This is a genomic window from Winogradskyella sp. MH6, assembly GCF_022810765.1.
Classification (GTDB): Bacteria; Bacteroidota; Bacteroidia; order Flavobacteriales; family Flavobacteriaceae; genus Winogradskyella.
Map to the genome: position 1 here is coordinate 287,829 of NZ_CP094494.1, position 19,631 is coordinate 307,459.

23 protein-coding genes and 1 other RNA gene are annotated in these 19,631 nt (G+C 32.5%); 16 read left to right on the forward strand and 8 right to left on the reverse strand.

The genetic code is table 11. The features are described 5' to 3' along the window. Nucleotides 1-39: 39 nt before the first annotated feature. On the reverse strand, nt 40-1,803 hold the full coding sequence (locus tag MST30_RS01370; RefSeq protein WP_243472619.1) for a hypothetical protein: 1,764 nt from the start codon (nt 1,801-1,803) through the stop codon (nt 40-42). 119 nt (nt 1,804-1,922) lie between these two features. Here MST30_RS01370 and MST30_RS01375 point away from each other — a divergent pair, with 119 nt between their 5' ends. Beyond that, nucleotides 1,923-2,885 (forward strand): glycosyltransferase family 2 protein, encoded by a 963-nt coding sequence (locus MST30_RS01375; protein WP_243472620.1) that lies wholly within the window; start codon nt 1,923-1,925, stop codon nt 2,883-2,885. Here the strand turns inward: MST30_RS01375 and MST30_RS01380 are convergent. Both MST30_RS01380 and typA read right to left on the reverse strand, forming a co-directional pair. After that, complete coding sequence (locus MST30_RS01380) at nt 2,882-3,136, reverse strand: uroporphyrinogen decarboxylase (RefSeq protein ID WP_243472621.1); 255 nt, start codon at nt 3,134-3,136, stop codon at nt 2,882-2,884. The two genes, MST30_RS01375 and MST30_RS01380, sit on opposite strands and share 4 nt — an antisense overlap. Before the next feature lie 71 nt (nt 3,137-3,207). Continuing rightward, entirely contained in the window at nt 3,208-5,007 is a 1,800-nt protein-coding gene (gene typA / locus MST30_RS01385; RefSeq protein ID WP_243472622.1) for a translational GTPase TypA, read from the reverse strand. Nucleotides 5,008-5,196: 189 nt separating this feature from the next. Between typA and MST30_RS01390 the strand changes: the two genes are divergently transcribed. The 3 genes from MST30_RS01390 to MST30_RS01400 are packed head-to-tail and all read left to right on the forward strand — an operon-like array spanning nt 5,197 to nt 6,937. Further along, nucleotides 5,197-5,556 carry a hypothetical protein gene (locus tag MST30_RS01390; protein ID WP_243472623.1) on the forward strand — a complete coding sequence of 120 codons (360 nt, stop codon included), beginning with the start codon at nt 5,197-5,199 and terminating at the stop codon, nt 5,554-5,556. 38 nt (nt 5,557-5,594) lie between these two features. Beyond that, on the forward strand, nt 5,595-6,407 hold the full coding sequence (gene kdsA / locus MST30_RS01395; protein WP_243472624.1) for a 3-deoxy-8-phosphooctulonate synthase: 813 nt from the start codon (nt 5,595-5,597) through the stop codon (nt 6,405-6,407). 2 nt (nt 6,408-6,409) lie between these two features. Beyond that, nucleotides 6,410-6,937, forward strand: coding sequence for a hypothetical protein (locus MST30_RS01400; RefSeq protein ID WP_243472625.1), 528 nt, complete (start codon nt 6,410-6,412; stop codon nt 6,935-6,937). 7 nt (nt 6,938-6,944) lie between these two features. On the opposite strand, the gene MST30_RS01405 is transcribed toward MST30_RS01400, so the two are convergent. After that, entirely contained in the window at nt 6,945-7,325 is a 381-nt protein-coding gene (locus MST30_RS01405) for a DUF1801 domain-containing protein (RefSeq protein WP_243472626.1), read from the reverse strand. After that, on the reverse strand, nt 7,326-7,670 hold the full coding sequence (locus MST30_RS01410; RefSeq protein ID WP_243472627.1) for a hypothetical protein: 345 nt from the start codon (nt 7,668-7,670) through the stop codon (nt 7,326-7,328). 109 nt (nt 7,671-7,779) lie between these two features. Between MST30_RS01410 and MST30_RS01415 the strand changes: the two genes are divergently transcribed. The 11 genes from MST30_RS01415 to MST30_RS01465 are packed head-to-tail and all read left to right on the forward strand — an operon-like array spanning nt 7,780 to nt 15,627. After that, a complete protein-coding gene (locus MST30_RS01415) occupies nt 7,780-8,391 on the forward strand; it encodes a hypothetical protein (RefSeq protein ID WP_243472628.1) in 612 nt (203 codons plus the stop codon). A gap of 11 nt (nt 8,392-8,402) precedes the next feature. After that, a complete protein-coding gene (locus MST30_RS01420; protein ID WP_243472629.1) occupies nt 8,403-8,660 on the forward strand; it encodes a hypothetical protein in 258 nt (85 codons plus the stop codon). A gap of 24 nt (nt 8,661-8,684) precedes the next feature. Further along, nucleotides 8,685-8,978, forward strand: coding sequence for a winged helix-turn-helix domain-containing protein (locus MST30_RS01425; protein WP_243472630.1), 294 nt, complete (start codon nt 8,685-8,687; stop codon nt 8,976-8,978). A gap of 5 nt (nt 8,979-8,983) precedes the next feature. Continuing rightward, nucleotides 8,984-9,742, forward strand: a complete 759-nt coding sequence (locus MST30_RS01430; protein WP_243472631.1) for an oxygenase MpaB family protein — start codon at nt 8,984-8,986, stop codon at nt 9,740-9,742. A 52-nt stretch (nt 9,743-9,794) separates the two neighbouring features. Next, nucleotides 9,795-11,180, forward strand: a complete 1,386-nt coding sequence (locus tag MST30_RS01435; RefSeq protein WP_243472632.1) for a DUF4153 domain-containing protein — start codon at nt 9,795-9,797, stop codon at nt 11,178-11,180. Nucleotide 11,181: 1 nt separating this feature from the next. Next, on the forward strand, nt 11,182-11,502 hold the full coding sequence (locus tag MST30_RS01440) for a hypothetical protein (protein ID WP_243472633.1): 321 nt from the start codon (nt 11,182-11,184) through the stop codon (nt 11,500-11,502). Then, nucleotides 11,499-12,017, forward strand: a complete 519-nt coding sequence (locus MST30_RS01445; protein ID WP_243472634.1) for a Coq4 family protein — start codon at nt 11,499-11,501, stop codon at nt 12,015-12,017. The genes MST30_RS01440 and MST30_RS01445 overlap by 4 nt, the downstream gene beginning before the upstream one ends. Further along, on the forward strand, nt 12,014-12,628 hold the full coding sequence (locus MST30_RS01450) for a SanA/YdcF family protein (protein WP_243472635.1): 615 nt from the start codon (nt 12,014-12,016) through the stop codon (nt 12,626-12,628). The genes MST30_RS01445 and MST30_RS01450 overlap by 4 nt, the downstream gene beginning before the upstream one ends. After that, nucleotides 12,625-13,023 carry a ribosomal maturation YjgA family protein gene (locus MST30_RS01455; protein ID WP_243472636.1) on the forward strand — a complete coding sequence of 133 codons (399 nt, stop codon included), beginning with the start codon at nt 12,625-12,627 and terminating at the stop codon, nt 13,021-13,023. Before MST30_RS01450 ends, MST30_RS01455 begins: the two co-directional genes overlap by 4 nt. Beyond that, a complete protein-coding gene (locus MST30_RS01460; RefSeq protein ID WP_243472637.1) occupies nt 12,986-13,657 on the forward strand; it encodes a DUF1361 domain-containing protein in 672 nt (223 codons plus the stop codon). The genes MST30_RS01455 and MST30_RS01460 overlap by 38 nt, the downstream gene beginning before the upstream one ends. Before the next feature lie 59 nt (nt 13,658-13,716). Then, entirely contained in the window at nt 13,717-15,627 is a 1,911-nt protein-coding gene (locus MST30_RS01465; protein WP_243472638.1) for a TlpA family protein disulfide reductase, read from the forward strand. A 38-nt stretch (nt 15,628-15,665) separates the two neighbouring features. On the opposite strand, the gene MST30_RS01470 is transcribed toward MST30_RS01465, so the two are convergent. After that, nucleotides 15,666-16,871 carry an NAD(P)-dependent oxidoreductase gene (locus MST30_RS01470; protein WP_243472639.1) on the reverse strand — a complete coding sequence of 402 codons (1,206 nt, stop codon included), beginning with the start codon at nt 16,869-16,871 and terminating at the stop codon, nt 15,666-15,668. Between the two features lie 130 nt (nt 16,872-17,001). On the opposite strand from MST30_RS01470, the gene ssrA reads away from it, so the two are divergent. Then, nucleotides 17,002-17,399: a transfer-messenger RNA gene (ssrA, locus tag MST30_RS01475) on the forward strand. A gap of 61 nt (nt 17,400-17,460) precedes the next feature. Here ssrA and MST30_RS01480 read toward each other — a convergent pair. Beyond that, a complete protein-coding gene (locus MST30_RS01480) occupies nt 17,461-18,837 on the reverse strand; it encodes a sugar porter family MFS transporter (protein WP_243472640.1) in 1,377 nt (458 codons plus the stop codon). A 14-nt stretch (nt 18,838-18,851) separates the two neighbouring features. Next, on the reverse strand, nt 18,852-19,613 hold the full coding sequence (locus MST30_RS01485; RefSeq protein WP_346346974.1) for an endonuclease/exonuclease/phosphatase family protein: 762 nt from the start codon (nt 19,611-19,613) through the stop codon (nt 18,852-18,854). Nucleotides 19,614-19,631 lie beyond the last annotated feature (18 nt).

A 19,631-nucleotide genomic window follows, 5' to 3' on the forward strand; every position in this document is an offset into this window, starting at 1 on the left:
CTATTATAAAAGACTCCTTACAAATACAATTTATCCCTTCTAGTTTGGTTTATAGATTACAAAATAATCATTACTCCACACTATTTGATAATCATTTCTACTCAAAAAATCGTTCATTGCCTTAGAACGTGCATTGCTATGCAAGTTATTATCAATCCCACTTTTTGACATATAATCATCAAGTGGTTCTGAAAACGCTACAATAGTTTCAAATTTTTGTTGAACAACTATTGGTAGTACATCGATTTCCTTTTCAGCCTTTTTGAGCTTTTCCTCAAACATTTCTCCACTGTAAACCCAAACCCAAGGTGTATTCATATAAGGCCTTGTTTGAGACAAAAAATGTATCATTGGAATTTTATCATAAGCTAACAGATAATCATCTGGCTTAACATAATCACTCATATTCTCCAAAAGATCGTTTATAATAATTGACCTTCTTTCGGTAGTGTATATATTATTAGCCAATGGAGCGTTAATACTATATCTTTTTTCAAATCGACTTCCAGAATCAAAGTAAGCCTCATTACTTATTTTATATATTTTATTTGAAGCATATGCTATTAGAGTTATAAAAAAGAGAACAGAAAGAGTGATTTTATCAACCTCTATTTTAAAGCCTCTAAAACTAAACCTCTTGAAAACACTTAAATTAACATCACTTAAGGAAGCTATAGTTAATGGCATGGCTAACCAAATAGAAACATAACCCATATTACTCAGTGCTCCATCACTACCAAAAGGTAAAACTAAAGCCACTATTAAAGCCATAACAGACAATAATTTCAATGACAAACTAGTATTTTTATTAATCAACAAAAGCGTATTAGCTAATAAAATGAAAAAGTACAACTCAAAAATATCTCGTCCTTTGAAAAACCTGAGAAAAACAAATAGAAAAATGAAGTTTATCACTAAACTTAAATACTTGCTTTTTATGAAGCCTTTAATTCCTATAAACACAATTGCTATAAGTACATATTTAACCCCTGAGATTAAGACAATCCAATAGCTTTTAAAATACACACTTAGGAGTGTCCATACATTATGATTTCCATCACTCGCCGTTCCATGACCAATTGTACTGTATAATGAGTTGAGTAAAGAGTTTTGATGATTTAAGAAAAATGCAATAATTAGAAAACATAAAATCCCAATAACTATACCTAATGTATAATACTTAAAAAAGTTAAATACAAGTCGCTTTTTCTTTATTCTATCAGCTTCACTAAAGTATGGATAAAAGAATGTAATCGTAAGTGCTAATAATGTAATATTAGGCAGTCTACTCAAGACACAAAAAACGGTTAAAAATCCTACAAAAAACAGGTTTACAAACCTTTTGTTCACAATTCCTTTATGCAAGAAGAAAACTATTAAAACATAAAGCACAATAGTTAAATGATTATGATAAAACACTAAATAACCAAAATCACTAATAAAAGCAGACAGGATAACTCCAATTGCAATCTGATAAGGTTTTAAATATCCTTTAAATATTTTAAACACAAAATATCCTGAAACCAAAAAACCTATTACAGTCAATACTCTAAATGACCATATTCCTCCATCTGGTAAAATTAAGTACCATAACCCACCTACAACAGCCGCAAACCATCTATAAAAATTAAACTCAATGCAACTTGGGCAATTAAAAACCTGTTGATACACAGTAAGCGCCAACCCTTCATCACAAACATCAAATCCTTGAAAGGACAACAAAATTCCAACTAAGGCTATAAAACAAAGGGTAAATATAAGCGCTCTTTTATGCGAAATAGAGTTTAAAATAGATATCAACATAAACAATAAAATACGAATTTATACTTTCTTTCTTTTCAATCAACATGAAGAATTATTTTTCACGCAATACAATGATACATTAATTAAAAAATAATAGCTTTGTGTTACACAGCTAATTCATGAACTCGGAAAAAATTACTCTCTCTTTGGTAATACCTCTTTATAATGAAGAAGAAAACGTTAAACCACTACTTCATAATATAAATAAAGCATTAGAAAATTACCATTTTGAAATTATTTTGGTTGATGATTTTTCTACAGATAAGACTGTAAATACCATTAAAACTTTAAATTATCCAAAAGTAACACTCATAGAGCTTCGTAAAAATTATGGCCAGAGTTCGGCTTTGGCTGCTGGCATCGATAATGCTAAGGGAGAATACATTGTAACTATGGATGGTGATTTGCAAAATGATGCCAATGATATACCTACTATGCTCCAAAAGTTGCAAAGCGAAAATTGGGATGTAGTTGTTGGAATTAGGAACAATAGAAAAGATAGTTTCTTAAAAAAACTGCCCTCTAAGATTGCCAATTTCTTAATCAGAAAAGCGACCAAACTTAATATAAAAGATCATGGATGTGCTTTAAAGATTTTTAAAAATAACATTGCCAAAGAATTAAATCTCTATGGTGAAATGCACCGATTTATAGGGCTATTAGCATATCTTAATGGCGCTCGTGTAGGTGAGATAAATGTAAATCATAACCGAAGAATACACGGAAAATCTAAATATGGCTTAGGGAGAACTTTTAAAGTGATAAATGATATTCTCCTAATCCTATTCCAACGTAATTATTTACAAAAACCCTTGTATCTTCTAGGAAACCTTGGAATTTTATTTTTTGCTATTGGTGCTGTAATTAATATTTACTTATTGATTGAAAAAATTCTAGGTAATGATATTGGTGACAGACCACTTCTTATCTTAGGAGTATTACTGCTATTAGTAGGTGTTCAACTCTTTACAACAGGTATAGCAATAGATTTACAAATGCGAACCTATTACGAAACACAAAATACAAGACCATATAAAATCAGAGAAATTACAGATTTCAATCAAAAAGGTGAAACACTCTAAAGTGGTTTTATCTTACTTTTCGCTTTAACCAAATAAAACATATTAACACCTAAAATAGCAGCATTAGCAATAATAATTGGTAAACCAACACGAAGCGTTGGCATTAAAAATCCGTAAACAACAAACAGAATACAACCTGCCATGTTTACCATACGTAGTTTCTTTACATCTTTCATTGTAAAGGACAACAATACCATAAAAGACGCTAAATAGCCTATATATTCTGTAATTGTAATTCCAAATAGTTCCATGTGTATACTTTTAAACAAAAAAGAGAAACACCCTTAGGCATTTCTCTTTTAATATTTTAATTAACTGGTTTTTATAGACTCTTATTTCGCTTACGATCTACTTCTTTTAATAGAATCTTACGAATTCTTAAGTGGTTTGGTGTTACCTCAACGTATTCATCCTTCTGAATATATTCTAAAGCCTCCTCTAACGAAAACTTAATTGCTGGTACAATCTTAGCTTTATCATCTGCACCTGCAGAACGTACGTTACTTAACTTTTTGGTCTTAGTTACGTTAACCGTCATATCATCTTGACGAGAGTTTTCACCAATAACCTGCCCTTCGTAAATATCTTCTCCTGGATCGATAAAGAACTTCCCTCTTTCCTGTAATTTATCTATAGAATACGGAATTGCAGTACCATTTTCCATAGATACTAAAGAACCATTTTGACGCTCTGGAATTCCACCTTTTATAGGTTGATATTCTTTAAAACGGTGTGCCATAATAGCTTCTCCAGCAGTTGCTGTTAACAACTGGTTACGTAAACCAATAATACCACGAGAAGGCACTATAAACTCACATACCATACGATCACCTTTAGCTTCCATGCTTAGCATTTCACCTTTACGCATCGTTACCATTTCAATGGCTTTACCTGATACATTTTCTGGTAAATCAATCGTCATTTCTTCAAAAGGCTCACATTTTTCACCATTAATTTCTTTGATGATAACTTGTGGCTGACCAATTTGTAGTTCATAACCTTCGCGACGCATAGTTTCTATCAATACTGATAAATGCAATACACCACGACCAAACACCATAAACTTATCAGCACTATCGGTTTCCTCTACTCTAAGCGCTAAATTCTTTTCAAGCTCTTTAGTAAGACGATCTTTAATGTGACGAGACGTTACAAATTTACCATCTTTACCAAAGAAAGGCGAATCGTTAATGGTAAACAACATACTCATTGTTGGCTCATCTATAGCGATGGTTTTTAACCCTTCAGGATTTTCAAAATCAGCAACTGTATCACCAATTTCAAAACCTTCTAAACCTACAATAGCACAAATATCACCTGCTTGTACTTCTTCAACTTTTAAACGGCCTAAGCCTTCAAATGTATGAAGTTCTTTAATCTTACTTTTTACTATAGAACCATCTCTTTTTACCAAAGAAATTGGTTGACCAGCCTTTAATGTTCCTCTGGTTAAACGACCAATAGCGATACGTCCTGTAAAGCTCGAAAAGTCTAAAGACGTAATCAGCATCTGCGTTGTACCTTCTTCGATTTTTGGCTCAGGAATATGCTCAATTACCATATCTAACAACGGTTCGATATTTTCAGTTGGCTTTTGCCAATCTTCGCTCATCCAATTGTTCTTAGCAGAACCATAAACCGTTGGGAAATCTAACTGCCACTCTTCAGCACCAAGCTCAAACATTAAATCAAACACCTTTTCGTGCACTTCTTCTGGTGTACAGTTTTCTTTGTCAACTTTGTTTACAACAACGCAAGGTTTTAGTCCTAAATCTATAGCTTTTTGTAACACAAAACGTGTTTGTGGCATTGGTCCTTCAAAAGCATCAACCAATAGCAAAACACCATCAGCCATATTTAACACACGTTCTACTTCACCTCCAAAATCGGCGTGACCAGGTGTATCAATGATATTTATTTTTGTGTCTTTGTAAACCACAGAAACGTTCTTAGATGTAATAGTAATACCTCTTTCACGTTCTAAATCATTGTTATCGAGAATTAAATCTCCTGTGTTTTCGTTTTCACGAAACAACTGACAATGGTACATAATCTTGTCTACCAAGGTGGTTTTTCCGTGGTCAACGTGCGCAATAATTGCAATGTTTTTAATCTTCGTCATAACTGATGCTGATTTTAAGCGCGCAAAGGTACATCATATTCCTTTTACTTCGTTAATTATATGTTATATTTTAAATATGTTACAATTTGAGTTTGTAAATTGTCGTTATAAAATTGATTAATAGTAAAAGCCTTAACAATCAACCGCTAATTGGGCTGTTTACGTCTGAACCCTAAAATTTGAAAACAGATGAATGCAATTAGCAAATACACCAAGTTTATTCCATACCTCTATTTTATTAGTATAATTGCCTATTGGTTTACCACTATTAATAGAAGTGAAGGGATTTCTGCATACCCAATATTATTGTTTGGCATTCCCTTTTTATGGCAATTGATTAAACCAAACAGAAATCTTAATTTCTCTTTAGGCATTGTGTTTGTTTGTCTATCTTCTTATCTTATTCTTGCCTATTTATTCAATTTACTAAATATTATGAATTGGTCAGAATCTGCTAAACGTTTGCTCTTTTATGGTGGAGCTCTAGTTTTTGGCAACTTTATAATGTCGCTTTGGATTATACGAAATAGTATTAAAAAGGTGTTTTAAAATGTTATCTTTGCAACTTAACATTTAAGTCTAAAGCTTTGACAACAGTTCCTAAGTTAAAACACACAGATTCCGACAATTTCTTTTTGCTTTGTGGCCCTTGTGCTATTGAAGGAGAAGATATGGCACTACGTATTGCCGAAAAGGTAGTTTCAATTACTGATAAGCTACAAATTCCTTATGTATTTAAAGGCAGTTTTAAAAAAGCCAACCGAAGCAGAATTGATAGTTTTACAGGAATAGGAGACGAAAAAGCTTTAAAAATTCTTAAGAAAGTTTCAGAAACCTTCGATATACCAACGGTAACAGACATCCACGAAGTATCTGATGCGGCTAAAGCTGCTGAATATGTTGACGTATTACAGATTCCTGCTTTTTTAGTAAGACAAACAGATTTAGTTGTTGCTGCTGCAGAAACTGGCAAAGTTGTTAACTTGAAGAAAGGACAATTTATGAGTCCTGAATCGATGAAACATGCTGTACAAAAAGTAAAAGATTCTGGTAGCGATAAGGCTTGGATCACTGATAGAGGTACTATGTTTGGCTACCAAGATATGATTGTAGATTTTAGAGGTATACCAACCATGCGCCAATATGCACCTACCGTTTTAGATGTTACACATTCTTTACAGCAACCTAACCAAACTGTTGGTGTAACTGGTGGTCGACCAGACATGATTGAGACTATTGCCAGAGCTGGTGTTGTGAATAATGTAGATGGCTTATTTATAGAAACACATTTTGATCCTGCTAATGCTAAAAGTGACGGTGCAAACATGTTACATTTAGATAATCTTGAAGGCTTATTAACCAACCTAACAAAGATTCGTAAAGTAGTGACTAGCTTATAATGATGATTAAACGTATTTTTTTAATCATTTTTATATTTTTAAGTAGTCAGAGTTTTTCTCAATCGGGTGAAACTCAATTATCAAAAGAACCTGAAAAAATAGAATTTGTTTTTTCTCCTGGCGTTCTTATTCAAAAAGAAATATTTACCGAATTTAATATTTCCGTGGGTAAAGTCAGTGCTAATTTTCCACCCAAGATCCTTCCCATTGTAGGATTTGAAGGGTTTAGAGTTGGTTTTGAAACCAATTTAAAGAGCAACGAAGATTTTATAATTGCACCAAAATTAGGCTATGAGATTTCAATAACTTTCTTTTCAATAAGATTATCTGCTCTTAATTACTATCAAAATAATGAATCTGAATTTAGAATTTTACCAGAATTTGGCGCAAGCATTGGTGGAATGTTCAATCTTACCTATGGTTATGGTATTAGTTTTAAAAACTCAATAAGTGGTATTTCAAACCATAGGCTTAGTCTTAGTATCAATTTAAACAGAAAATTGAGTAGAGCTGTTAAAAAGCTAAAATGATGAAAATTTAAGTCTTTTTCTTACCCAGAATAAGCTTAAACGGATTAGTATTGATCTCTAACTGCTTTTGTAGCACATAGACAAGAACTTCATCATTAATATCTTCAACAGATTTAAAACGGAGTGAACGTATGGATTTTCTATTCGCATCTATAAAATACTCTGTATATTTTTCCAATTTATCAAAATGCCAAAAGGCAAAATCTACATAGTCTTTAGATTTATTAAGAAAGCATATAGGAATGCCGTCATTATAGTAAAACGGGATTCGCCATTTGAAAAGTAATTCTGCATTGGGTAAGACTGCCTCTATTATAGCTTGAAGCTGTAACAAAATAGTTTTGTAAGGCTCATCTTGTTTTAAAATATAGTCTTCAGCAGGATTCAATTAAAACAAACTTAAGATCCCTAAAACCAAAAGGGCTATACCAATTATTGCCTTAAAAGGCATCAGCTTATCAGACAATTTACGTAAACTCGTTTCTAAAGCTGGTACTTTTCCAAAAACATGGGTAAGTAATAATATCCCTCCTAAAATACTCACAATGCCAAGTAAGCTGAATTTTAATATGGGTAGCACCACAAGTGCTCCGCCAATCACAGTTTGAAATGGTGCTAACACACCTGCTATTTTATTAAAAAAATTACTCTCACCATCCCATTTATCTAGTGTAGCGAGTCCAAGTAGTATACCACCAGAAATATTAGCTATTGTCAAAAGAAGTCCAAACATAATTTGCTTTATTTAATTCTTAGAATATAAATTTAGTTAATATCTTCTAAAATTGTTTTGCTGAATTGAAATAATTTATTTTACTTTGTATTTCAAAGTACTTTAAATTATGAGCAACGAAGACTATTTAAAAGACATTAGCGAGATAAAACATTTAATGAATAAATCCTCGCGTTTTATTTCATTAAGTGGCTTGTCAGGCATCTTAGCAGGAATATATGCTTTAATCGGTGCGTATATAGCATTTTGGCTTGTAAATACATACAGCGATGGTAAACTATATATATTTCATGGTTGGGTATTTTGGACTTGTATGGCTGTATTAATGATGATTGCTTTATTGAGTGCTCTAACAGGTATAATCCTTACAGTAAGAAAGGCTAAGAAGAATGACGAAAAGATATGGGACAGTTCATCACAACGTCTACTGTTTAATTTTCTCATTCCATTACTTGTAGGAGGCATTTATTGTCTTATTATTTTAGATCAAGGACGTTATGGGCAAACTGGTGGTTTAATGCTTATCTTTTATGGTTTAGCTTTAGTAAGTGCTTCAAAATATAGTTTAGGCGATATTAGATATTTAGGGTATATTCAGATTTTATTGGGATTAATTGCAAGCTACTATCCTGGTTATGGATTTTGGCTTTGGGTTATTGGTTTTGGAATAATGCATATTATTTATGGCACGTGGATGCATTTTAAGTATGACAGAAATTAAAAATCAACCTCTTGAAAACATTAGATAAAATTATCTGGATTTTTATAATTGTAGTAATAGATATTGTTCTCTATATTATTATTGGTCTTATCATTATGGGTTATGAAGATATGTGGGATATAAGTAAAGGTCCATATTTTAGCTTAGGTAGTATGACTTGGTTAGAGAAAATAGCATTTGTTTCTTATTATTTACTAATCATAGCCAATATTCTTATAATAATATTTGGCTTATATAAGATTATTACTAAATATTTAATTAATAACTAAGATTCCTGCCTTCGCAGGAAAGTGATGAGTATAATTAACAATATAAATAAACTATTTGATCATAGAATACGACTTGGTATTATGTCTGTTCTTATGGTAAACGAGTACGCAGATTTTAAAACATTAAAAGAACTACTTGGAGCAACAGATGGTAATCTGGCAAGCCACACCAAGGCTCTAGAAAATGCAGAATATATTTTAGTTGAAAAACAATTTATTGGTCGTAAACCAAATACCAGATATAGTGCAACCAAACTCGGAAAAGCAGAATTTAAAAAACATATTGAAGCGCTAGAAAAATTGATTAGCAAGACTTAAAAGTTATGGAGCATTTTGTAGATAAAGATTCTATTGTTAGAGAAATTTGGGGCAAAAGCGATACCATTTTAATGGTTTTTGCTGGTGCTTCTGCTGAATTTGCGCTTAACAAGGCTGTGGATTGGCTCTATTTTACGGGTAAATTACCAAAGGATCCTTTAGGTCGTTTATTATCAACAGTTAATTATGCTAGAGCTATTGTCTTTTCAGAAAAAAACGCTGCCATAAAAGCTATTGATACCATTAACTCTATTCATGGTTCGGTAGAAAAAAGTCGAGGTCAGAACATACCAGAATGGGCATACAAAGATGTACTCTTTATGCTTATAGAGTACTCTATTCATTCATATGAATTACTTCAAAGACCGCTTACAGTTATTGAAAAACAAGAAGTTTTGAATGTATTCAATAATGTTGGTCATAGAATGAAACTAGAAGGTTTACCACTTACCTACTCTGATTTTCTAATTGAACGAAAAACTCATTTGAGTAAAAATCTAAATAACAGCAAATTAACCAAAGACCTCTATAGGCAATACAGAAAACATTTAGGCTTTTTTAGATACCGCCTTTTATTGGAATCGCAAATTTTGTTATTACCAGACTCCGTAAGACAAATGCTCGGTTTGAGAAAAACATCACTATTAACACCAATGGTTTCAGTTTACAAACTTTTTAGAAGCATAAAACTAGATTGGATGATAAAGGAAATTCTTTTACCACCTGCTTACAAACAAGACATTAAACGAATGAACGTTATATAAATTTTTTTAATCTTTTACTTTGAAATACAAAGTACTTTAATAAATCAAAAAAATGAAAAAACTAATATTATTTATCTCAGCGCTATTATTTAGCACATTATTTTATGACAAAAGCATTGGATTAAACCTCTTTTTATTTAGCATCCTTACGCTTATCGTACTTGTTATCAACAACAAAGATGACTTTAAAAGTAAAAGAACCATCATCTATTCTGGCTTTTATTTAGCTACAGGGCTTGCTGTCTTTTTTCATGACTCTGCACTTGCCATCATTGCAAATATGGTGTCCTTTTTTACACTTATTGGGTTGTTATCACAAAACAAAGCTTCTATTTATGTTAATTGGTTAAATGGCTTATATACAACCATCGCAGGATTTTTTCATCGTAATTTCACAGTAGATGAAACCACACAAAAGGTAGAATCAAAAAAAGAAATTGACTATACTCATCTGACAAAAATTATTATCATTCCCGCAGCAATTGTTATCATATTTATTGGATTGTACCAAAACGGTAATCCAATTTTTAATAACCTCATAGAGAAGATTGATTTTAGTTTTATCAATATTCAATGGCTGCTCTTTGCTGGACTTGGGTACTATTTATTTGCAAACATTCATAAACCAATTGAAGTAGAACCTGCTACATCTCAAGATTTAAAAACTAGTAACCTTTTATTCAAAACAAAAGATTTTTCAATACCACAATTGAAACATGAAAACCAACTTGGCATCATCCTAATTGCGTTACTTAATATTCTTATCGTTATTTTTCTTGTAACAGACATCACATTTATTCTTACCAATTTAGATATTAGAGCATCTGTATTTTCAACTCAAGTGCATAGTGGCATTAATGCCTTAATAGCTTCTATTGTTATAGCTATCATCATTTTACTCTATGTATTTAGAGGAGATCTTAACTTCTATAAAGAAAATAGAACGGTGAAAAACTTAGCATTTGTATGGATACTTCTTAATGCTGTATTGGTGCTGAGCATTGCAGTAAAAAACAGTCAATACATCTATTATTTTGGGTTAACCTATAAACGTATTGGTGTTTTGGTATATCTCGTTTTAACCCTAACAGGTCTTATAACCACGCTCATAAAAATTGATAAAACAAAAAACATCTGGTATTTATTTAGGCTAAACACCAAAGCAGCATTTGTAGTATTGGTTGTAGCTGCAATGATTAATTGGGATTATCATATTACCAATTACAACTTTAAGTACGCCAAATCTATGGATATTAACTATCTGATTGATTTGTCTGATAACAACACATTTTTACTTAAAGAAGAGGCAGAAACTAGGACTTTAGACAAAAACTCACGTGATAGAATTCAGAAAAAATATGAAAACTATTGCATGGAACTCTACAATAACGATTGGCAAGAACTAAAGTATGACAACTTTAAACTAAATCTAAAGTAATATGGTTGTATTAGTAATCTTTGGTTTAACATTTATCGTTTTAGCAACCTATACTATTGTAAGGATAAGCATTGCATGCGTGTTTTGGTCATTCAACACATCAACTGATGCAAAACACATATTTAAACTATGCTTTCCTTATTACATCATTGCTCTAACAGTAATTTGTATGGCATTTATTATCACTTTTAACAAATCAATTTTTGCTATTTACTATTTCTCAACCGTTTATTTTTTAGCCTTATTCCTTTGGAAAAGAAAATTAAAACCCTCTAAAAAGAAAACATTTGCCGTTGAACCAAATCAAACCCAACTACCATGAACAACCTATTTAAAACATCAAAACATTTAAGAAAACAACTTATTATTTGGTTATTTCAACATTCGCAACGCATTTACACCGCAATGTTTAAGCATCACGAGTCGTGGAATATTTCAAAATCCGATTTATTAAAAATGCCACAATCTTCCTTCGGAAAGCATCTCGGTGATTTTTTAGATAAAAACAATTTTGAATTGATTCCAAAAGTAGAACGTCACGATTGTTACCATGTACTCTGTGGCTATAGCACAAAGGTTGAAGACGAAATAGCACTACAATGCCTTTGCTATGGTAATGGCAAGCGCAGTCCGTATTTGTATGGAGCAATTATTCTTGGTATTGCTATTCTACCAGACTACTATGACTTTTATTACAGATCATATAAAACTGGTAAACGTGCAAATCCTTTCCATCATTTTGATTATAAAAAATTACTGAATATCTCAATTAAAGATTTTAGAGAAGCCATTTTTTCTAAACCTGAGTTATACAATTTAAACCTCTGCCAATCATGAAGAAATTAAAAATTGCTCTGCTTATCATAGTAGTTATAAGTATTGGTGTCGTTAGTACCTATCATTGGATGAGTTTTAAAACCAGACATCAAGTTTATGATAGTGTAAACGCTATTCCGAAGAACAAAGTTGGTTTGTTACTTGGCACAGGAAAATATGCTGCAAGTGGAAATATTAATCTATTCTACAAATACCGAATTGATGCTGTAGTTAAACTCTATAAAGCAGGAAAAATTGAATACATTTTGGTAAGTGGAGACAATAGTCGAAAAGATTATGATGAACCTACAGATTTTAAAAAAGATCTCATTGCTAAAGGAATTCCTGAGGACAGAATCTTCTTAGATTATGCAGGCTTTAGAACCTTAGATTCTGTTGTAAGAGCAAAAGAGATTTTTGGTCAAACCTCAATAACCATTATCTCTCAAAAGTTCCATAATCAGCGTGCTATTTATATCGCAAAGCAATATAGCATTGATGCTGTAGGCTTTAATGCTAAGGATGTTTACAATTCTCATTTTAGAGAATACTTGGCAAGATCTAAAGCCAGTCTCGATTTAGTTTTTAATGTACAACCTAAATTTTTAGGAGAAAAAATCGTCATAAAATGAAATTACAATTCAATAAAAAATATTTGGTCTTAGCACATACGCTATTCTTAATAGAGCTAGCCATAGCCTTTATCATAAAAACCGGATTTATCCGCTACACCTTTGGTGATTATCTGGTGGTTATTTTACTATATGCAATATTTAGAGGATGCACCAATATGAGTGTGAGGGCCTCAGCATTGGTCGTCCTCTTTATTGCTTATGGTATAGAATTGCTCCAACTCACACCATTCTTAGCCTACTTTAATTTACAAGATAGCACTGCTGCAAATCTCATTTTTGGTAGCACATTTCAATTTGGTGATTTAGTGGCTTATACCTTAGGAATTATCACAGTTTTAATCATAGAATATTACAATGGAAACTATAAAAACACTCATACAATCAAAGTTTAAAACACTATCATTAGTCACAGTTGCATTAGCTTTTAGCATCATTACACTAATGGTAAGAATAAAGCTAAACAAATCCTTCTTCTACCTTTTCTTAGTTTGGAATGTCTTTTTGGCAATTATTCCGTACACCATAACAATGTATTTAAACACAAAATCTAACTTAAGTAAACTAAAGCTAAGCTTTTGGTTTTTAGTTTGGTTAGCGTTTTTACCTAATGCTCCTTATATTGTTACAGACCTAATACATATAAGAGTTGGAAACAATCATTTGCTGTGGTTAGACGTTTTGGTGGTTTTATCTTTTGCACTCAGCGGCTTGCTACTCTTCTACCTTTCTTTATTAGATATGCAAAGGCTTATTAAAATTCAATTCAAAAAGATACCAACAGAAACCATCATGTTAATTATTATATTTCTATGTGGTTTTGGTGTTTACCTTGGTCGATTTCTTAGATACAATTCATGGGAAATCATCAGTAATCCACAAGTATTAATTTCTGATGTTTTTGAAATCCTATTTTCACCATTCCAAAATATAACAGCTTGGCTCTTCACTTTGGGTTTTGGTGGCTTTTTAGTAGTTGGATATTGGATGTTCAATTTTATTTATACTTCCGAAAAAAATGAAAGTTAAAAACCTCAGCTAATCACCTATTAATAGCTATATTTAGATGAATCTTACAAAAAACTAAAATGAAAAAAACAATCTATTTATGCTTAGCAAGCATCTTAATACTTGCTTCCTGCAAAAATGACGAGAAGAAAAATGAAACAACACAAAAAACTATTGGTTTACTCACCATCTCCACAGAAAAACCCCAACCTGGAGAAACCATTGATATCACTTACAAAAAAGATAGTGTATCAGACGCTTTTCTAAACTATATGGTTAATACAAAAAACTATCCCTTAGATTTAGATTTTAAAACTGAAAATAATGAACAAAAGGCTTCTGTTAAAATTCCAGATTCAGCAAATGCTATAGCTTTTGTTTTTAAATCAGGTGAAGATTACGACACCAATGACGAAAAAGGTTACATATTGCCATTATATGACGCAGAAGGAAAACAAATACCAGGAAGTAATTCTGCTGCTGCTTTTTACTCTATAAGAAATGGAAGTTACTATGGTGTAAAAGTCGAAAATACTATTGTTGAGAAGACTATAAAAGAAGACTTAAGCACATACCCAAACCTTAAAGATGAGTGGGAAACATCGTATCTTCAACTTGCATATCAGAATAATAAAGTAAAAGCAAAGCCTCTAATTGAAGACTTTATAACAAACCTATCTAAAAAAACAGATAAATCTGAACTAGAGTATATGGATATGATGAATTTTTATTCTACTCTAGAAGAAAAACCAAAATCAGATTCTATAAAAACTATCATCCTTGAAAAATTTCCTGAAGGCCAAACAGCAAACTATGAGCTTTCAAAACAATTCTACAAAGAACCTAATCTAGACAAAAAACTTCAACTATTTGAAGATTACACCAAGCGCAATACTAAAATGGATAATTTCAGTAATAGTATGGCAACCAGTCTAGCATTAGCATATTTTAATGAAGGTGGTATGGACAACTTCAAAAAATACAGTGCTATGGTAGACGATAAACAAAGAATGGCCTATGATTTTAACAACGTTGCTTGGTCTTTAGCCGAAAAAGGCGAAAATATTGAGGGTGCCGAAGAACTTTCTAAAATGACATTAGAAATTGTTGAAAATTTGCAAAAAGACCCTACAAAAGGAAAGCCTGTTTATTCAACCCAAAAAAATTATGAAAAAGGGCTAGAGTCTATGTACAGTATGTTTGCAGATACTTATGCCTTGGTAAAATTTAAGCAAGGAGATGTTAAAGAAGCTATAGTATACCAAGAAAAAGCTCACGATCCTAAGGCAACAGATACAGAAGCCAATGCAAGGTATATTTCGTACCTAATGGCAGACAACCGCTACGATACTACCATAGAAAAAGCAGGAAAGTTCATAAAACTAGGAAACTACAATACAGATATTGTTGAGGCCTACGAAACTGCTTACAGGGAAGTCAACAATTCCTCAGATGGTTTAGAAGAAAAGATTTCTCAACTAAAAGAAGAAGGAAAACAGCTATTGATTTCTGAAATTAAATCTAAAATGATTAGTGAAGATGCTCCACAGTTTGCGTTAAAAAACATGAGAGGAGAAAGCATTGCATTAAAAGACCTTAAAGGCAAAGTAGTTATCTTAGATTTTTGGGCAACTTGGTGTGGTCCTTGCAAAGCTTCATTTCCAGGAATGCAAAAAGTAGTCACTAAATATAAAGATGATGAAAATGTAGAATTTCTTTTTATCGACACTTTTGAAAGAGGCAAGAATAGAGAAAAAGATGTTGAAGGGTTTATATCCAAAAACAACTATACCTTCAATGTTATTTATGATACCCAAAAGGAAAACTCAAGAGATTTTGAAGTTGCCGAAAAATATGAAGTTGATGGTATACCTACAAAAGTTATCATAGGACCAGATGGAAAAATAAGATTAAAATCCGTTGGCTATGGAGGTTCTACAGCTAAGTTAATTGAGGAAATGGATATTGTAATTGATATTTTAAAATCTTAAACACAAATTCAAAGCCTAGGTTTATGACTTAGGCTTTGTTACTTCCCTTCTACATAATCCTGAAGATATTTAAAACGCTCTGTTAACTTACCATCGGCAGTTGTGATTTTTGCTCGTTTTAAAATACCACGTTCATCATTATTGAAAAAAGCAGGAATAACATGCTCAACAAAGGTTTCACCAAAGCCTTCACTAGCATCTTTTGGTAACTCGCAAGGTAAATTATCTACAGCCATAACGGTAATTGCTCCTTTGGCATCAAAAGCCACTTCTTGCTCAGTTTGTGGATTGTAACCATAAAATGGCTCTGCAATGGTTGAAGGACGAATGGTTGAAGCCACAGGACCATCAATATCGCAAGACACATCGGCTACCAAATTAATTCTAAATTCCGGATGCTTAGCGTCTTCTCGTGTAAATAAATATGGCGCATTATTACCATAAAAATGACCTGCTATAAAATAATCGGTTTGCTTTGCGTAAGGCATAAAATTACTTTCGTAACCTGTTGGATCTTTATAGAATTTATGCTTTTCTCCTACTTTACCATCTTTACGCTTGGCATATTCCATTACGTCTGCCATAACATAAACGGGTTCTGTAAATTCTGAAGTTAAATACAAAGCATCACTAACTTGCTTTATTCCTAAATGGTCTAAAATTTCTTTAGCGCCATAGGCTACTTTTCCGGTTCCAGTGAGTAATATTTTAATATTTGGAATGGTAATTTTATCAAGTTGAGCTTTTACTTCTTCTAAATCTGCAAGTGTCTCTACTTTTGGCAGATTGAACAAACCGTCTCTAAGTCCTAAAGCTCTAAATCCGTTATACGCACCAACCAAACCAGCATAACGACCAAAACCAATTAAACGAGCACCACTTTGTTTTACAATAGTTTCGTGGTCGTACATTTCTATGTTCTTCTCTAACATTGCCATTAGCAACTTACGGTTGTAAGGTTGCTTTTTAATGGTATGCGAAAAATAGAAGTACTTTTTATTGGGAATTAAATTTTCAACTGGAACTTCTTTTACGCCAATCATCACGTCAGCATCGGACACATCATTTGTAACTGTAAAACCTAATTTGGCATAAGCCTCATCTGGAAACACACGTATATCCGAAGACTCAACAACAAACTCAGCTTCTGGAAATTTTCCTCTGGCTTCTGCTAAGGTTTCTGGAGAAAATACAACACGTCTGTCTGGTGGATTTTTACGTTCTTTTATAATGGCGAATTTCATGTAAATACTATTTTGAAAACTGACAAAATGCCAATTTATAATATGGAATAATTTTTGCACGAAAATAAATGGATTTAAGAGGTTGCACAACTTTTTTTGTAACTTCGCGCTCCTTTACCTTTAAAATTTTGGGGTCGACTGGTTTTGACAGCGAGATTAATTAAACGGTAAGCACGTCGTGTAATGGTTTTGAAACACGTAAAAGGCTAGACCAAATTTTAAACGGCGAGAATAACTACGCTTTAGCTGCTTAATCTGAATTACAGTAAGATTTCAAGCTTCATTCCTACAAGGTAGGAAGGCTAAATGTCTCCAGAAAGCCTTGGTTAGTGGCGTTCTTTTTAGAGGCATCGTAAAAATTGACCAAGATTGGGTAGTGCTTTGATGCCCTTTTGAGATTAAAAAGCTAAGTGTAAAGTAGGCTGTCTTTAGCCAGCTTTGCATCGAAAAAACAAGAAAAGACTAAGCGTGTAGAAAGCCCTTTGGTTACTTGTTTGGACGAGAGTTCGATTCTCTCCGACTCCACCACAAAAAAACCCATTCATAACATTTTGAATGGGTTTTTTAATTGTAATACTTTGATTTATGTTTATTCCCAAAAAGCCTCAATCTCTTCTAAAGATTTTCCTTTTGTTTCTGGAATAAACTTATAGGTTAAAAAGATGATTACTATAATAAATGCTATAAATATAAAATACGGCATTGAGCCATTCCAAGGAGCACTGTTATTGGCTTCACTTTCCATTACCATTGGGAAGGTTTGTGATACCAAATAGTTGGCTGCCCATTGTGCAGCAACAGCTACAGACATTGCCACACTACGTATTTTATTAGGAAACATTTCTGATAATATTACCCAAACAACTGGTCCCATTGATAAGGCAAACGAGCCAATAAACACCAAAACTCCAATTAAAGAAACCAAACCAACTGTATTTTGTTGCAGTGACACTCCTAATAACAAAAAGCCAATTATCATACCCACAGAACCTACATACAACAATGGCTTTCTTCCATACTTATCAACTGTGTACATGGCTACAAACGTAAATACAAGATTCACAAATGCCAATAATATTTGTTGTGCTAAAACATCTTCCTTACCAAAGCCTAAAGCTTTTTCAAAAATATCAGCTCCGTAGTATAGTACAGCATTAATTCCTGTAAATTGCTGTAAGACTGACAATGTTGTACCTATGACTATAATTGCCAATATGGCTTTTGAGAAATAGTTAACTTTTACTTTTTGTTCTTTTTTCACCAATGAAGCCTTAATTTCTTCTATTTCGTTTTTAGCCTGTTCCTCTCCATGTACTTTATTTAAAATACTTAAAGCTGCATCGTCTTCTCCTTTAATTGCCAACCATCTTGGGCTTTTAGGAACAAAAAACAACAGTACTAAAAACAATAAACTCGGCACAAGTTCTGACCAAAACATTCTTCGCCAACCAAACTCTAAATTCTGAGCTTCAGTTAAACTATTTCCAATAAAATAGGTTGCCAAAAACACGACAAAAAAACCAACTACAATAGCCAATTGATAATAAGTTACCATTTTTCCTCTAATGTTACTTGGTGCTATTTCAGCAATGTACATTGGTGCATTCATTGAAGCAATTCCAATCCCTAGTCCTCCTATGATCCTAAAAACCACTAACATAGTTACAGTTTCTGGAAGCATTTCTGGTAATCCTGAACCCCATGCCGACACTGAAAACAAAACTGCTGATATAATTAACGACCATTTTCTACCAATTTTTATACTTAAAGGTCCTGCAACGATGGCTCCAACAAAACAACCTAATAAGGCACTTCCTACAACCCAGCCTTTTAAAGTTGCATCGAGTTCAAAATATTTACTTAAATAAAATTGAGCGCCATTAATAACGCCTGTATCATAGCCAAATAACAATCCGCCAAGAGCAGATATGGCTGTAATCAATAATAAGAATGCTTTTTTATTCATTGTTGTATAATTAGTTAGTTAGTTAGTTTTGCTTCTATTAAAACAGGTAGGTGATCCGATGGATATTGCATATTCCAATTATCACTTAACACTGCATATTTGTTAACTTCAACATCTTCTGAAACGAAGATATAATCAATCCTTCGCGTTACAGGTTGGTCAAAATGAAACCCGTTAAATGTGCCTTCTGGTCCAAAATCTATTTCTGAAATCGCTTTTGAGTCCTTTAGAGTTTGAGTTATATAATCAATACTTTCGTGATCTGGCTCCATATTAAAATCCCCTGTTAAAAACACTGGATGATTTTCAATATTTAAGCTTTTTATTTTATCTAAAATTAAAACAGCACTTTTTGTTCTTGCTTCCTTACCAACGTGATCAAAATGTGTGTTGAATACCCAGAATTTTTTATTTGTCTTTTTATCCTGAAATAACGCATAAGTGCACACACGATTACAAACCGCATCCCAACCCATACTCACTTTATCTGGTGTTTGTGACAACCAAAATGTTGAAGATTCCACAACTTCTAAGTCATTTTTCTTGTAAAATATAGCTGAATATTCGCCTTCATCCTTACCATCATCTCTACCAACACCAACAAAACTATAATTGGTCAACAAACTATCTAAATCTTTCATTTGATTGGGCATAGCCTCCTGAACACCTAAAACATCTGGCTCATGAAATTTAATTTGTTTAACCATAAAAGGTTTACGATTCGTCCAACTGTTTTTACCTTCTTTTGGGTAATCTAATTTTATGTTGTAAGTCATTATTTTCAGGTCTTGTGA